The sequence below is a fragment of the Xanthomonas sp. NCPPB 4467 genome, from assembly GCF_041475665.2.
Classification (GTDB): domain Bacteria; phylum Pseudomonadota; class Gammaproteobacteria; order Xanthomonadales; family Xanthomonadaceae; genus Xanthomonas; species Xanthomonas dyei.
The window spans coordinates 4,037,618-4,051,211 of sequence record NZ_CM191260.1; the positions used below are offsets into that span (position 1 = coordinate 4,037,618).

Here is a 13,594-nt window from a genome sequence, read left to right on the forward strand (position 1 = left end):
CGTTCGCCACGCCGGCCGGGCGCAGCCGCTATGATCGGTGCCTTCCCTCGGTTGGACATTCCCATGCGTACCATCGGCTTCTGGCAACGCGCCCTGTGTGCGTTGATGCTCGCTTTGCCCGTCCTGGCCGCTGCGCAGACCCCGCCGGTCACCGTATTCGCCGCAGCCAGCCTCAAGGAGTCGATGGACGAGGCCGCCGCCGCTTACGAAAAAGCCTCCGGTACGCCGGTGCGGGTGTCGTATGCGGCGAGTTCCGCCTTGGCGCGGCAGATCGAACAAGGCGCGCCGGCAGATGTATTTTTCTCGGCCGACCTGGAATGGATGGACTACCTGCAACAGCGCGGCCTGGTCGTGCCGGCGCAGCGCCGCAACCTGCTCGGCAACACGCTGGTACTGATCGCACCGGCCACCAGTAAGGTACGGGTGGATCCACGCACACCCGGCGCCATCGTCAAGGCGCTTGGCGAGAATGGACGCCTGGCGGTGGGCCAGACCAACAGCGTGCCGGCCGGCAAGTACGCCGCCGCCTCGCTGCACAAGCTGGGCCAGTGGGATGGGCTGAGCAACCGCCTGGCCGAATCGGAGAGCGTGCGCGCCGCACTGATGCTGGTTTCGCGCGGCGAAGCGCCGCTGGGCATCGTCTATGGCTCGGATGCCCGCGCCGAGTCCAAGGTGCGCGTGGTCGCCACCTTCCCCGCAGACAGCCACGACGCCATCGTGTATCCGGTGGCGGTCCTGAAAAACAGCAGCACGCCCGATGCCACCAAGTTTGTGCAGTGGCTGAGCAGCAAGCCGGCCAAGGCGATCTTCGTGCGTCGCGGCTTTTCGTTGAAGGAGTGAGGCACCCTGCCTGTCGATGTTCACCGCTGAAGAAGTCACCGCGATCGGCCTGAGCCTGAAGGTCGCGCTGGTTGCCGCCATCGCCAGCCTGCCGCCGGGCATCGCCTGCGGCTGGCTGCTGGCGCGGCGCCGTTTTCCGGGCAAGGCGCTGCTGGACGCATTGCTGCATCTGCCGCTGGTGATGCCGCCGGTGGTCACCGGGTATGCGTTGCTGGTGATGCTGGGCACGCAGGGGCCGATCGGCAGCTGGCTGCTGGACTATTTTGGCGTGCAGTTTGCGTTCCGCTGGACTGGTGCGGCATTGGCCTGCGCGGTGATGGGATTCCCGTTGATGGTGCGCGCGATCCGGTTGTCGATCGAGGCCACCGACCGCCGCCTGGAAGCGGCCGCCGCCACCCTCGGCGCGGGGCCGTGGCGGGTGTTTTTCAGCATCACCCTGCCGCTGGCCTGGCCGGGCCTGGTGGCCGGCGTGGTGCTGGCGTTTGCCAAGGCGCTTGGCGAATTCGGCGCGACGATCACCTTCGTGTCGAATATCCCAGGCCAAACGCAGACGCTGTCCTCAGCCATCTATGGATTGATGCAGGTGCCGGGCATGGAGTCGGGCGTGTGGCGTCTGGCCGGCGTGGCGCTGGCGATCTCGCTGGCGGCGCTGCTGTTGTCGGAGTGGTTGGTACGCAGACAGTACCGACGCGAGGACGAGTGATGCTGGATCTCGATCTGCACCTGCAACGCGGCCATTTTCAGCGGCGCATCCGTATCCAGGACGACGCACGCGTGGTGGCATTGGTTGGCCCCTCCGGCGCCGGCAAGACCAGCGTGCTCAATGCCATCGCCGGCCTGGTGCGGCCGCGGGCCGGGCATATCCGCATCGATGGGCGCTGCCTGTTCGATCACGCGCAGGGTGTGGACGTGCCGACGCATCGACGCAGCATTGGCTATGTGTTTCAGGATGCGCGGCTGTTCCCGCATCTGGATGTGCGGCGCAACCTGCACTACGGCCGGCATGCGCGTGGTGCGGCGCCGTTCGGATTCGACGACGTGGTGGCCCTGCTCGGTATCGCCCCGCTGCTGCATCGCCGCCCGCGCAACCTGTCCGGTGGTGAGGCGCAGCGTGTGGCCATCGGCCGCGCCTTGTTGTCGCAACCGGCCATCCTGTTGTTCGACGAACCGTTGTCCGCACTGGACCAGGCGCGTCGCGAGGAATTGATCCCTTACCTGCAGCGCGTGCGCGACGAGATCCGTCTGCCGATGCTGTACGTCAGCCACAACCCGGACGAAGTGCAGCGCATTGCCGACAGCGTGCATGTGCTGGAGTGAGACGGTGATAAGCGACAAGGCGGCGGTGCGGACGGCCTGTTGATGCGGCAGGCGCGGGTGTCGAGCCGACACCCATCACGGTGATCCGCGATTTATCGTCCGCACATTGCAGACGATCGCTGCGCTACTTCTTTAGCCAAGCCAGTGCCTGCATGACGAATGGTTGTTCTTCACTGCTCGAGACAGCCGTTACTGCGCACGCGCAAATCAAACGTCGCAATCACGCCCCGTCATTGCGCAACCTTGCCGGTACGCACACTCACCTTGCCTTGCCGCACTTCGAAGGTAAACGCGAACGACAACGTCACCGGTACCGGTTCTTCATGCGTTGCGCCGGTGCAATCATCCAGTGCCGCAGGCTGTGCGACACCCGGTGCATACGTGCACAGTGCGGCCGGCACGAACTGCCAGTGCTGCACGGTCGTGCGCACGGCCTGCAGCAGGTCGGCGTTCTCCGGCAGTCGCCCGGCCACGCACTCGTCGCGATAGGACAGGGGGTCCACGCGCTGCACTGCGCCGTCGGCGGCAAGAATCACATGCGCGCATACCGTGGTTGCCGGCAAGGTCTGTCGTGGCGAATCGGCCGGCAGCACCGGGGCTTCGCTGCGCAAGGCGCGCGGCATGCGGAACCGCTGCGTTTCCGCAAGCGTGTACGCGGCTATCGCAGCAGCGCCACCGCCACCCGATTGCGGCGGCAGCATGCGTTGATCCACCGAATCCTCACGCTGGCTACGCTCCTGCTCCACCATGCGCTGCGTTGCGCATCCGCACAGGCTCAGCGCGACGAGGCTGCACCATGCCAGACCGTACTTCATTGCAGTGCTCATTTTTTTTCGCATCCTGTGGATGCCACGCAGTCATCGGTGCGACTGGATTGCGACGCAAGGCGCTGGTCGCCGCCCACATCGCTGGATGCACCCACCTGTTCCGGTGAATCCAGCTCGAACCGGACCGGCACACGTACCCGGGAAGCGACTGGCTTGCCGTCTGCAATCGCGGGCTTGAAGTGCCAGTGACGCGCTGCCTCGAGCACGGCCTGATCGAATACCCCGGCCGGCCGGCTGTGCACGATCACGACATGGTCGGGCGCACCGCTCGGGCTGACGTCGATCTGCAACTCGACAAGGCCTGCAAGGTTTGCAGCGATCGCTTCGGCTGGGTAACTGGGCGGTTGCATCGTACTGAAATCCACTGCAGTGCCGGGCGTCGGTGTCGCGTTCAGACGCGCAGGCTGGATGACCCAACAGGCAAGACTGGCGACGGCCACAAGCGAGACCACCATACGCACGTTCCACCGTGCACGCCGCACCTCCAGCGCAGGCGCACGTAGCGCGGCAATGCGCTGGGTCAACGGATGCGTCGCGGCCCAGTGGCACGCCAACGGCGACCATCTGTCGCCCAGCTGGCATTTGAGCATCGCGCCGGCATAGCTGCGACGCTTGTCCGGATGCCGCGCAAGCACGGCGGCATCGCACGCAAGTTCCTGATCCAGCCGGAACGCACGCCACGCCAGATGCAGGAGCGGATTGAACCAGCCGATGCACAGCAGCACGGTCGCCAGCAGGTTGGCCTGCAGATCGCCACGGCGCAGATGCAAGCGCTCGTGGGCCAGGATCAAGGCACGCTCATCGGCGCTGTAACGCGTTGTGAAATCGATCGGCAGCACAATCCGTGGCCGCAAGACCCCCAACGAAGCGGGCAGACCGACATCATGCGTGGCCAGCCACAGCGTCTTGTCCAACGCATGCAGCGCACCGAGACTGCGCATGAAGCGCCGCTGGCCACGCCACATGATGACCGCGCTCAGTACGGCGCCCGCCAGCCACACCGCAATCAGCCATTGCTGCACGCCTGGCGCGCCAGTGCCGGTATCCGATGCGAACGGGATGGCAGCCAGCGCCGGCAGCTGCACTACCACCGCGCCCATCGGCGGGCCAGGCAGCACTGCCGCCAGCAACGCGAGCGGCACGCTCGCCCAGAGTGCATAGGCTGCCGTGGCGCCCAGCTGGGTACGCAGCGGACGGCGCAGCAGCAGGCACGCCAGCAACGCAACCGTGGTGTATAGCGTGGCGCGCAGCCACATCAGCGCATCAGGACTCATCGTCCAGTTCCTTGAGCAGACGCTTCAATTCGGCAATGTCGGAGGCGCTGAGCTTTCCGCGTTCGCTGAAGTGCGCCACCAGCGGCGCAACCCGCCCACCGAACAGGCGTTGCAGCAGCCCTTCGCTTTGCTGCTGCACCCAATGGTCGCGCTGCAACAGCGGCGTGTAGAGGTATTTGCGCCCCTCTTTTTGCGCTGCGATGGCGCCCTTGTTGAGCAACCGGTTGAGCAAGGTCTTGACGGTTGGCTCGGCCCAATGGGTCTGCGCCAGCGCGGCAACCACCTCGTCCGCCGTGCGCGGTGCCTGGTCCCAGAGCACCTGCATCACCACCGCTTCCGCATCGCTGATCGTCATTCGATTACGCTTGTAATTTTTAACGATTACAGCTGTGAACGAAGACTTTGTCAAGCATGAGTCACGCTTTTTTTGGCGGGATCCACCAGCGCCGGCCTTGCCTGCACTGCACTCTTTTGGCATGCCTGTGGGCGGGTATCTGCGTATGCGCGTCGATGCGCAGCAACATCCTCACGACATCGCTGCGCAGGGCCGCTATTTCGGCACTCTCTGCGACGTGCACTGGGCACCGGCCGTGGCTCCCAAGCCAGACGCACGGCGTAACACCTGGATACTTCAGTCGGCGGAACTGTCCACAAATCGCACACTGACACGCAAGCCACCGAGCGTTGGCGCGTCGTCCAGCTGGACCTGCGCTGCGTGCGCCTGGGCAATGTCCTGGACGATCGAAAGACCCAGGCCGCTGCCCTCCACGCCGGTGCCCAGCTCTCGATGGAAGCGGTCGAAGACACGTCCGCGCGCAGCTTCCGGAATGCCCGGCCCGGAATCTTCCACGACCAACATCGGTACCGGTTCGGCGTGTGTGCTGATCCGGATGCGGCCACCCGGCGGTGTGTAGCGCACCGCGTTTTCCAGCAGGTTGCGCAACAGCAGCGACAGTGCGGATTCGTCTGCGAGCACCAGCACCGGCTGCAGTGCCAGTTCCACGTCTTGCTGTCGCTGCAACGCAACCGCCAACACGTCTTCGGATTCGCTGCGCACCAAGGTATCCAGGCTCACGCTGCGCCGTGGCAAGGCAGTGACTGCTTCGACCCGACTCAAGGCAAGCAATTGCGCCACCATGCGTTCGATGCGGAGCACATTGGCATCGAGTTGCTGCTGCGATTCGTCACGTTCCTGCGCGTCGGCGGCCAGGCGCAGATTGGCCGCATGCACTTTCAACGCCGCAATCGGTGTGCGTAGTTCGTGCGCAGCATCGGCGATAAAGCGACGTTCGCGCTCCAACCCTTCCTGCACGCGGTCCATCAACCCGTTGACCGCACGTACCAAGCCATGCACTTCGCGCGGCATGTGCTGCGGCTGCAGCGGCTGCAGACGCTTCGGGTCGCGTTCGCCGATCTCGTCGGAGACCCGTACCAGCGAGCGCGTGGCCCAGTTCACCACGGCCCAGATCAACAGCGCCATCAACGGCAATGCCATCAGCAACGGCAACAACGTGCCCAGCGCAATATCTTCGGCAAGCTCTTCGCGGATGTCGGCGCGTTCGGCCGATTGAAACCAACGCCCACCCGCCGAGTGCAAGGTAAACGTACGCCATTGCCCATCGGGCAGTTGCACATCTGCATAGCCGGCGTGCAGCGGCGCCATTGCCTGCGCAGGCGCACTGTCAGAGCGCAACAGCAACGCGCCGCCCGCATTGCGCACCTGAAACGCCAGTTTGGTTTCGTAGGCATGGCCGTCCTTGAACGCCAGCGCGTCGCCCACGCCTTGCGCCTGCCCGTGCCATCCACGGATTACGATCGGCTCGCCCTGCGGCAGATCGCCCAACGGTTCGTCCACCAACGACACCAGCACGCGCGCCGATTGCACCAGGCGTGCATCGAACATTTCGCCAGCTTCCTGCAGGCCGGCGCGATAGCTGAAACCAGCTGCAGCCAACATCAGCAACGACAGTACGCCGAGCAAGGCCAGCAACAGCACGCGACGGATCGAATTCATTGCGGCGGCACGGCGGCGGCCTGGGCGGCCTGTTCGTCGAGCGCGTAACCGATGCCGCGCACGGTACGGATCAGCGCTGGAGAGAGTTTTCGACGCAGCTGATGCACATGCACGTCCACTGCATTGCTGGCGACGTCCTCGTCCCACCCATAGAGATGTTGCTGGATGCGTTCGCGTCCGATCGGCCGACCGTGCTGCTCCATCAGCAGCCACAGCAGGGCAAATTCGCGCCGGGTCAGATCCAGATCGCGGCCGTGCCAGCGCACCGACATCCCGGCCGGATCCAGCCGCAGCGCGCCGGCCTGCAGGGTTGGTTGCGCACGCCCGGCCGCACGTCGCAGCAGTGCGCGCGTGCGCGCCAGCAGCTCGTTGATATCGAAGGGCTTGCCAAGGTAATCGTCGGCACCCACATCCAGGCCCAGCGCACGATCGGCGGCGCGCTCGCGTGCGCTGAGCACCAGGATCGGCGTATCCAGCGCGCGGGCGCGGGCGGTGCGAATGACCTCGATCCCATCCATGCGCGGCAACCCCAGGTCCAGGATCACCAGGTCCAGGGTGTCTTCCTGCAAGGCCATCAACGCACTGACACCGTCATGTACCCAGTCCACCGCATAGGCGGCGCGCCGCAAGGCGGTGCGGATGCCTTCGCCCAGCGAAAGATCGTCTTCGACCAACAAGATGCGCATGTGAGCCAGTCTGTAAGGCGGCTCAGTGCTTGGCAAGCTGCGCGCGCACATCTGCCAACCTGGCGGCCAGCTCCTTGCGGCGGCCGGCATCGGCAATCTGCCGGCCTGGTCTGGGCGCCGCAGCAGCGGCTTTCTCGAAGGCCTTTGCGGCACCGGCCCAATCCTTTTGATCACGCAGAAAATCGCCGACAAAATAATTGCTGTCGAGCCCGTCAGGGTCGATCGCCAGACCCTGATACAACAAGGTGCGCGCCTTGGCGTCGTCGCCGAATCCGATCGGCCAACCAGGCACCTGGTAATACAGCGCACCCAGGCTGGTGTAGGCCGCGCCATCGAGCGCGCGCGGTGCGCGCTTGATCGCCTCCTCGAAATCCGTGCGTGCGAGTTTGACCTGCGCCAATGCGCCCAGACCGCCTTTTTCGCCTGCCAGACTGGAGCGCACGATGCCGTCCCAGATCAAGGCATCGGCATCGTCCGGCAAGGCATGACGGACCTGCTCGGATTGCCGCGCAAGCGCTTCCAGCGCCGCAACCCGCTCTGGTTTGGAAGTTTGGTAGGTGATCACCGCCCAGCGATCCTGTAGCTGCGCCACCTGCGGCGCCGGACCGGCCGCCCAACTGGCACCGGTCGTCACCCACATCGCCAGTGCGGCCAAGATGCGCAGCCGACAGTCATTGCGATTCATGCGAAAGCTCCTGTGTGGCAGCCACGCTGCCGGGCCGCGCATGGCGGCGGATGAGGGGAAGTTTTTTGCGCAACGCACGGTCCACCAATTCGGGCAGCACACCGTTGAGCCGGGCAAACAGTTTTTCCGGCCAGCCCAACTGCCGACGCGCATCGCCACGCACAATGGACTGCAACAGCGCTGCCGCGACGTCCTCCGCCCGGTCCACGGCCGTACCCAACGCCACGTTGAGCGCATCGACAGCGGCAGGATTGAAGCTGGTAGCAGTGGCGCGCGGCGCCAGATACTGAAAGCGCACCTGCGTATCTGCATGTTCGCGGGCCAAGGCCTCGAACAGCCCGCGCAACCCGAATTTGCTCGCGCTATAGCCGGCAAAACCGGCAAAACCGATGCTGCCGAACGTGGAACCGACCGCCACCATCGCCGCTTCCGGCTGCCTCAAGAAGAGTGGCAACAGCGCCTGCACCAGCAGCATGGGCGCGGTCAGGTTCAAATGCACCAACGCCTCCAGGGCGGCCGGATCCTGCTCCTGCAACAGCCCGAAGTGGCTTTGCGCATGCGCAAGGACCAGCACCGAGGGTGCGGGCTGCAGCGCTTGTATCCGCGTCAGCAGCAACGCACGGCCCGCTGCGCTGGCAAGATCCGCCGCTACCGGCAGCACGCGACCAGCCGGCTGCATGTCGGCCAGGCGCTGCAAGGTCGCCGGCGTACGCCCGACCGCCACCACCGTCGCACCCGCCTCCACCAACTGCGCGCACAACGCGCTGCCGATACCGCCACTGGCCCCGGTGAGAATCACGCACCTGCCCCGAAGATCCATTACGCCGCCTCCGCCAGACGCACGCCATCGGCGCGCAAGGTGCGAAACAGATCGCCGTACAACACGTAGAAGCGCTTGGCCGCATACACGACCGCCTGCTGGTCGAGCGGGTCGTCGAGGCGATTCATCAGGCCTTCGAAGAAACCGGCGTGCTCGATATCCAGATCGCCATGCGAGAGCAGGTAGCTGAAGGCGTTGCGCGGCAATTCCAGCGACTGGGCAATCTGATTGGCCGCGCGCGTGGCCAATGCCACGCTGGTGCCTTCCAGCACCAGCACCATGCCGAAGAAACCGACCGGATTGCCGCGCTGGATGGTGTCGTAGGCGTAGCTGACCATCAGTTCGGTTGCCAGCGATGGCCCGGCGAGGACGGTCACTTCACGCGCCTGGCCGCACGCCACCAGATCGTCCAGGATCCACTCCTGATGGCCCATCTCTTCTTCGATGTATTCGCCGATGGCTTCGCGTAGCCATTCCAGCCGCGCCGGCAACCGCGCGCCGCAGGCCATCAGCAGCGGCACGGTATGCCGCACGTGGTGGTAGGCCTGCGCGAGAAACGCCACGTAATCGGCGCGCGCAATCTGCCCGACGAGTGCGGCCTGGATGATCGGCACCTGCGTCATGCGTTCGCGCTCGGCCTGGGTCTGCGCCAGCAGGGAGGTGTAGAAGGTCATGGTGAAACTCCGAGAGAAACAGTGGCCGGCCATCGATAGCTGCGATCGACGTCGGATTGGTAGCGCGCCAGGATTGCGTCGCGCCGGGGGCGGCCGTTGGCCGTGAGCAGGCCGTCATGTGCGCTGAAAGGAGCATCGGCGCGCACGAAACGCGCCACGCGTGCGTAGTCGGGCAGGCCGGCGTTGACCTCGGCCAGCGCCCGGGCGATCGCCGCATCATTGGTATCGGGACGACGCGGCCACAGCACCGCGACGTTGTCGGCCTGCGCTTCGCCCCAGACCACGGCCTGGGCGAGCAACGGATGCTGCAGCAATTCGCTTTCCACCCACTCCGGCGAGACGTTACGCCCGAACGCGGTGATGAAGACATGTTTGCGCCGCCCGGTGATATGGACGAACCCATCGCTGTCCACCCGCCCGAGATCGCCCGTGCGCACCGGTCCCGACGGCATCGGCTGTTCGCCCAGATAGCCCAGCGCACGCACGCCGGCGACGTGAATCTCGCCATCGACGATCTGCACCTGGGCGTGCGCCAGCGGCTGCCCGACGCTGCCGGGACGCAGCGCGCCGGGACGGTTGAGACAGACCACCGAGCCGCATTCGGTCAGCCCATAGCCTTCGAACACCGGCAGGCCCAACGCTGCGGCGCGCGCCAGCAGACTCGGGCCGATGTGGCCGCCGCCAACGGCGATATAGCGCAACGATGCAGGCAACGCCACGCCCTGCTCCGCCGCACCGACCAATGCCAACAACAACTGCGGAACCAGGATCACGCTCTCCGGTTGATAACGCTGCAGGCACCGCAGCAGCGTCGGCACATCCAGCCCGCTGGCGCCGCTGTAGCCGATTTCCGCCAGCGACGGCAGCGCAACCTGCGCCCCGGACAGCAAGGTCGCGTAGAGCCCGGCGACGTTTTCCAGCAAGGTGGACAACGGCATCAGGCACAGATGCCGACGCGGCGCGATCGCGGCCGATGCATCCACCAACGCGCCGGCCACCGCCAACAGGCTGTCGGCCGACAGACACACGCCCTTGGGACGGCCGGTGGTGCCTGAGGTGTAGGTGATGCAGGCGGTGTCGGCCGGCAGCACGATGGTCTGCGCGAGCGCTTCCACCCGCCAGGCGCGCAGTGCATCGAACTGCAGCGCCGCCATCGCGCCATGGGTGCCTGGAGGCGCGGCGGCGGCTGCGTCGGTCACGACGCATTGCGCGCCGCTGGACATCAACGCATGCACCACCTGCGCATCTGAAAAGAATGTCGGCAACGGTACGTGCACCGCATCGATCAGGCGCAGCGCCAGATCCAGGATCAACCAGCCCGGGCCGTTGTCCAGACGGCTGGCGACACACGTCAGCCCCGCTGTCTGCAGGCGTGCGGCCAGCCCCACCACGGCATCGGACAGGTCCTGCGCATCCAGGCTGCCTGCGGCGGTCAGCACGCGCGGCGCATGGCCATGCAGGGCGCCGAGCAGCGCGGCGAACCGCGCGCTCATGCGCCTACTCCGGCCTGGCAAAGCGTCGTCTCGACACCCCAGCGCGCGGCCTGCGGATGCAGCGCCTGCCGCGAAAGCAGGAACGCATGACCGGCGGCGACATCGCCGCACAGGACATGTGGATGGGTGGCGTAGTAACTGCCCCACTCGGTGCCGTCGTCTTTCACACGCGACTGCAACGCTGGCGCTAAGGCCACCGGCTGCAGCTGCAGCCGATCGAAGGTATTGCGCAAGGTCCGGGTTGCGGTAAACAACACCCAACGTACGCCCGCGTGATGCAGCGCATGGGTCATCTGCGGGATCAGCGCGCGCGCACTGCCGGAGCTGATCGCGGCGAAGTTGCCGACTTCGGCCAGGCCCGAGCGCGCGACAGGCACCGCCATCCGCCCAGCCAGCGCCGACTCGGCCGGGCCATCCAGATATTGCTCCACAAACAGGCGACCGGCACTGCCGAGCCGCACGCCTACCGCCGCCAGCAGCACTCCATTGGTATCGCGATAAGCCAGCAAGTGTGGCAAGAAGCTGCGCAGCTGCGCGCCATAGCGACGCAGATAAACCGCCGCGATGAACTGTTCCACCTCCTGCCGCTGTGCATGCGTGGCCTCGACCAGACTGGCACTGGCAAATCCATGGCGGGAGCAAAAACCGGCGGGGGTGGTTGACGTGATCATGCTGCGCATCCTGGGCGCGCTCGATTACGTGACCATGAGCCAGTTGTTACCTAATTGTAATTTCTGCAGAAGCGATTCGTTGCGCACTGTCGGGAGTCGCCCGACGATTGTCGGTGTCGCCACCACAGCGCTTTCGGCTACGCTCTCGCGCATGCCTACATACGTCACTGATCTGGACACTGCGGTCGCGCAGCTCCTGCAACGCATCGACGGTCCGTTGCGGATGGGGGCACCGCTGGGCATCGGCAAGCCGCATCGGCTGTTGAACGCGTTGTACGCGCAGATCGAGAACACGCCCGCACGTCCGCTGGCGTTGTACACCGCGCTGTCGCTCAATCCGCCGAGGCCGGGCAAGGGGCTAGAGGCGCGCTTTGCGACTGGTTTTATCGCACGTCACTTCGGCGAGGACTTCCCGCGGCTTGCGTATGTCGATGCCATGCTGCGCGATGCCTTGCCGGCGCATGTGCAGGTGGAAGAGTTCTACATGCAGTCCGGCGGTCTGCTGCAGTCCACGCAGGCGCAGGCCGATTACACCAGCTTGAACTACACGCATGCCGCGGCCGCAGTGGCGCAGCGCGCGCCGAACCTGATCGCGCAGAAAGTTGCGCGCGAACCCGGTGGTACGCGGCTGTCGCTGTCGTGCAACAACGACATCACCCAGGACACGCTGGACGCCGTGCAGGCATTGGGCCTGCCACGCCCGCTGCTGGTGGCCGAAGTGGACCCGCAGCTGCCGTGGATGGGGGGCGCTGCCGCAGTGGATGCAGCGTTCTTCGACCTGGTCATCGACCTGCCCGGCCCTTCGCCGCGTCTGTTCGGCCTGCCGCGGCAACCGGTGACGACCGTCGATTACGCCATCGGCCTGTATGCAAGCACGCTGGTGCGCGATGGCGGCACCTTGCAGATCGGCATCGGCACGCTGGCCGACGCATTGAGCCATGCCTTGGTACTGCGGCATACCGACAATGCGACCTATCGCCGCGTGCTGCAGGCGCTGGATCCAACCCTGGAGGCGCACCCCAGCGTGCGTGCCAGCGGCGGCCTTGAGCCGTTTGCGATTGGCTTGTATGGCTGCAGCGAAATGCTCAACGAAGGCTTCAAGCAATTGGTGGACAGCGGCGTGATCCGCCGCAAGGTGCACGACGATCTACCGCTGATGCAACGCATCGCCGATGGCAGCGCGGATGCCGACGACCATGCGCGCCTGGCAAGCGAAGGCGAATTCCTGCATGGCGCGTTCTATCTCGGCTCGCCGGACTTCTATCAATGGCTACGCGATCTGGATGCGGGCACCCGCAACGCCATCGGCATGCGCCGCATCAGCGAGATCAATCAGTTGTATGGCGGCAATGAAACACTGGAACGGCTGCAGCGCCGCGATGCGCGCTTCTTCAACTCCTGCATGATGGCCACCGCGCTCGGTGCGGCGGTGTCCGACGGCCTGGAAGATGGCCGCGTGGTCTCCGGCGTCGGCGGGCAATACAACTTTGTCGCAATGGCGCATGCACTGCCGCAGGCACGCAGCACCTTGATGCTGCGTGCCACCCGCGAGGCCGGCACAGCTGCCGCCAGTAATGTGCGCTGGAATTATGGCCACACCACGATTCCCCGCCATCTGCGCGACATCTACATCACCGAGTACGGCATCGCCGATCTGCGCCACAAGACCGATCAGGAGTGCGTGCTGGAAATGGCCGGCATCTGCGATGCGCGCTTTCAGGACGCGCTGCTTGCGCAGGCCGCCCAGTCACGCAAGCTGCGCACGGCACCCGTGTTACCTGCGCGCACACAACGCAACACGCCCGACGCGCTTGAACAGGCGCTGGCGCCATTTCGACGCGATGGCAGCCTGCCCGATTATCCGCTTGGCAGCGATTTCACCGCGATCGAACAACGCTTGCTACGCGCACTGACATGGCTCAAACGCGCCACCGCCAGCAAGGGCGCGACGCTGGCGACGCTGGCGCGTGCAATGACATCGCGCGCTACTGACACGGCCGACGACGCGGCCTGCCTGCAGCGCATGGCATTGGACACACCGCGCACGGTTGGCGAGCGTCTGCAGGCACGATTGCTGGCCTATGCGCTGCGCCGAACAACACCACAATGAAACTAGTCATGTAGAGCAGTTAAAAAAAGACTGTGCTCACCGCCAGGCGGGCGCAGTCGGTGCTCGGTGCTCGGTGTGGCATGTACCACGCGTGCACTCCGGTTTTGAGTGCGCCGCCCGTACCCATCTGACGACTGCTCGCTAGGTTTTATTAGCCGCTCTTAGCGATTAACCAGATTCGCT

14 protein-coding genes and 1 other RNA gene are annotated in these 13,594 nt (G+C 65.5%); 5 read left to right on the plus strand and 10 right to left on the minus strand.

All coding sequences use genetic code 11. The features are described from left to right. Positions 1-63: 63 nt before the first annotated feature. The 3 genes from modA to modC are packed head-to-tail and all read left to right on the plus strand — an operon-like array spanning position 64 to position 2,157. Positions 64-840 (plus strand): molybdate ABC transporter substrate-binding protein, encoded by a 777-nt coding sequence (modA, locus tag ACCQ06_RS17595; protein WP_228324475.1) that lies wholly within the window; start codon positions 64-66, stop codon positions 838-840. Between the two features lie 16 nt (positions 841-856). Beyond that, positions 857-1,543 (plus strand): molybdate ABC transporter permease subunit, encoded by a 687-nt coding sequence (gene modB / locus ACCQ06_RS17600; RefSeq protein ID WP_316688156.1) that lies wholly within the window; start codon positions 857-859, stop codon positions 1,541-1,543. Then, on the plus strand, positions 1,543-2,157 hold the full coding sequence (gene modC / locus ACCQ06_RS17605; protein WP_316688158.1) for a molybdenum ABC transporter ATP-binding protein: 615 nt from the start codon (positions 1,543-1,545) through the stop codon (positions 2,155-2,157). The genes modB and modC overlap by 1 nt, the downstream gene beginning before the upstream one ends. Positions 2,158-2,387: 230 nt before the next feature. Here the strand turns inward: modC and ACCQ06_RS17610 are convergent, their stop codons facing one another. The 10 genes from ACCQ06_RS17610 to ACCQ06_RS17655 form a co-directional block, all read right to left on the minus strand. Beyond that, a complete protein-coding gene (locus ACCQ06_RS17610; protein ID WP_316692654.1) occupies positions 2,388-2,972 on the minus strand; it encodes a hypothetical protein in 585 nt (194 codons plus the stop codon). An 8-nt stretch (positions 2,973-2,980) separates the two neighbouring features. Then, a complete protein-coding gene (locus ACCQ06_RS17615) occupies positions 2,981-4,258 on the minus strand; it encodes a TonB family protein (protein WP_228324479.1) in 1,278 nt (425 codons plus the stop codon). Then, a complete protein-coding gene (locus tag ACCQ06_RS17620) occupies positions 4,248-4,613 on the minus strand; it encodes a BlaI/MecI/CopY family transcriptional regulator (RefSeq protein ID WP_228324480.1) in 366 nt (121 codons plus the stop codon). The genes ACCQ06_RS17615 and ACCQ06_RS17620 overlap by 11 nt, the downstream gene beginning before the upstream one ends. 276 nt (positions 4,614-4,889) lie before the next feature. Further along, positions 4,890-6,251 (minus strand): ATP-binding protein, encoded by a 1,362-nt coding sequence (locus ACCQ06_RS17625; RefSeq protein ID WP_228324502.1) that lies wholly within the window; start codon positions 6,249-6,251, stop codon positions 4,890-4,892. Between the two features lie 17 nt (positions 6,252-6,268). Further along, entirely contained in the window at positions 6,269-6,958 is a 690-nt protein-coding gene (locus ACCQ06_RS17630; protein WP_104616555.1) for a response regulator transcription factor, read from the minus strand. A gap of 22 nt (positions 6,959-6,980) precedes the next feature. Next, positions 6,981-7,643, minus strand: a complete 663-nt coding sequence (locus ACCQ06_RS17635; protein ID WP_228324481.1) for a hypothetical protein — start codon at positions 7,641-7,643, stop codon at positions 6,981-6,983. Continuing rightward, positions 7,630-8,463, minus strand: a complete 834-nt coding sequence (locus ACCQ06_RS17640; RefSeq protein ID WP_316688168.1) for an SDR family oxidoreductase — start codon at positions 8,461-8,463, stop codon at positions 7,630-7,632. The genes ACCQ06_RS17635 and ACCQ06_RS17640 overlap by 14 nt, the downstream gene beginning before the upstream one ends. Further along, positions 8,463-9,137, minus strand: coding sequence for an iron-containing redox enzyme family protein (locus ACCQ06_RS17645; protein WP_316688170.1), 675 nt, complete (start codon positions 9,135-9,137; stop codon positions 8,463-8,465). Before ACCQ06_RS17645 ends, ACCQ06_RS17640 begins: the two co-directional genes overlap by 1 nt. Next, positions 9,134-10,630, minus strand: coding sequence for an AMP-binding protein (locus ACCQ06_RS17650; protein WP_316688173.1), 1,497 nt, complete (start codon positions 10,628-10,630; stop codon positions 9,134-9,136). Before ACCQ06_RS17650 ends, ACCQ06_RS17645 begins: the two co-directional genes overlap by 4 nt. Further along, a complete protein-coding gene (locus tag ACCQ06_RS17655) occupies positions 10,627-11,310 on the minus strand; it encodes a thermostable hemolysin (protein WP_372364402.1) in 684 nt (227 codons plus the stop codon). Before ACCQ06_RS17655 ends, ACCQ06_RS17650 begins: the two co-directional genes overlap by 4 nt. A gap of 142 nt (positions 11,311-11,452) precedes the next feature. Between ACCQ06_RS17655 and ACCQ06_RS17660 the strand changes: the two genes are divergently transcribed. Both ACCQ06_RS17660 and ACCQ06_RS17665 read left to right on the plus strand, forming a co-directional pair. After that, the gene (locus tag ACCQ06_RS17660; protein ID WP_316692656.1) at positions 11,453-13,411 is read left to right on the plus strand and encodes an acetyl-CoA hydrolase/transferase C-terminal domain-containing protein; all 1,959 of its coding nucleotides are present in this window, start codon (positions 11,453-11,455) and stop codon (positions 13,409-13,411) included. 80 nt (positions 13,412-13,491) lie between these two features. Further along, a non-coding RNA gene (locus tag ACCQ06_RS17665) (sX9 sRNA) lies at positions 13,492-13,568 on the plus strand. Positions 13,569-13,594 lie beyond the last annotated feature (26 nt).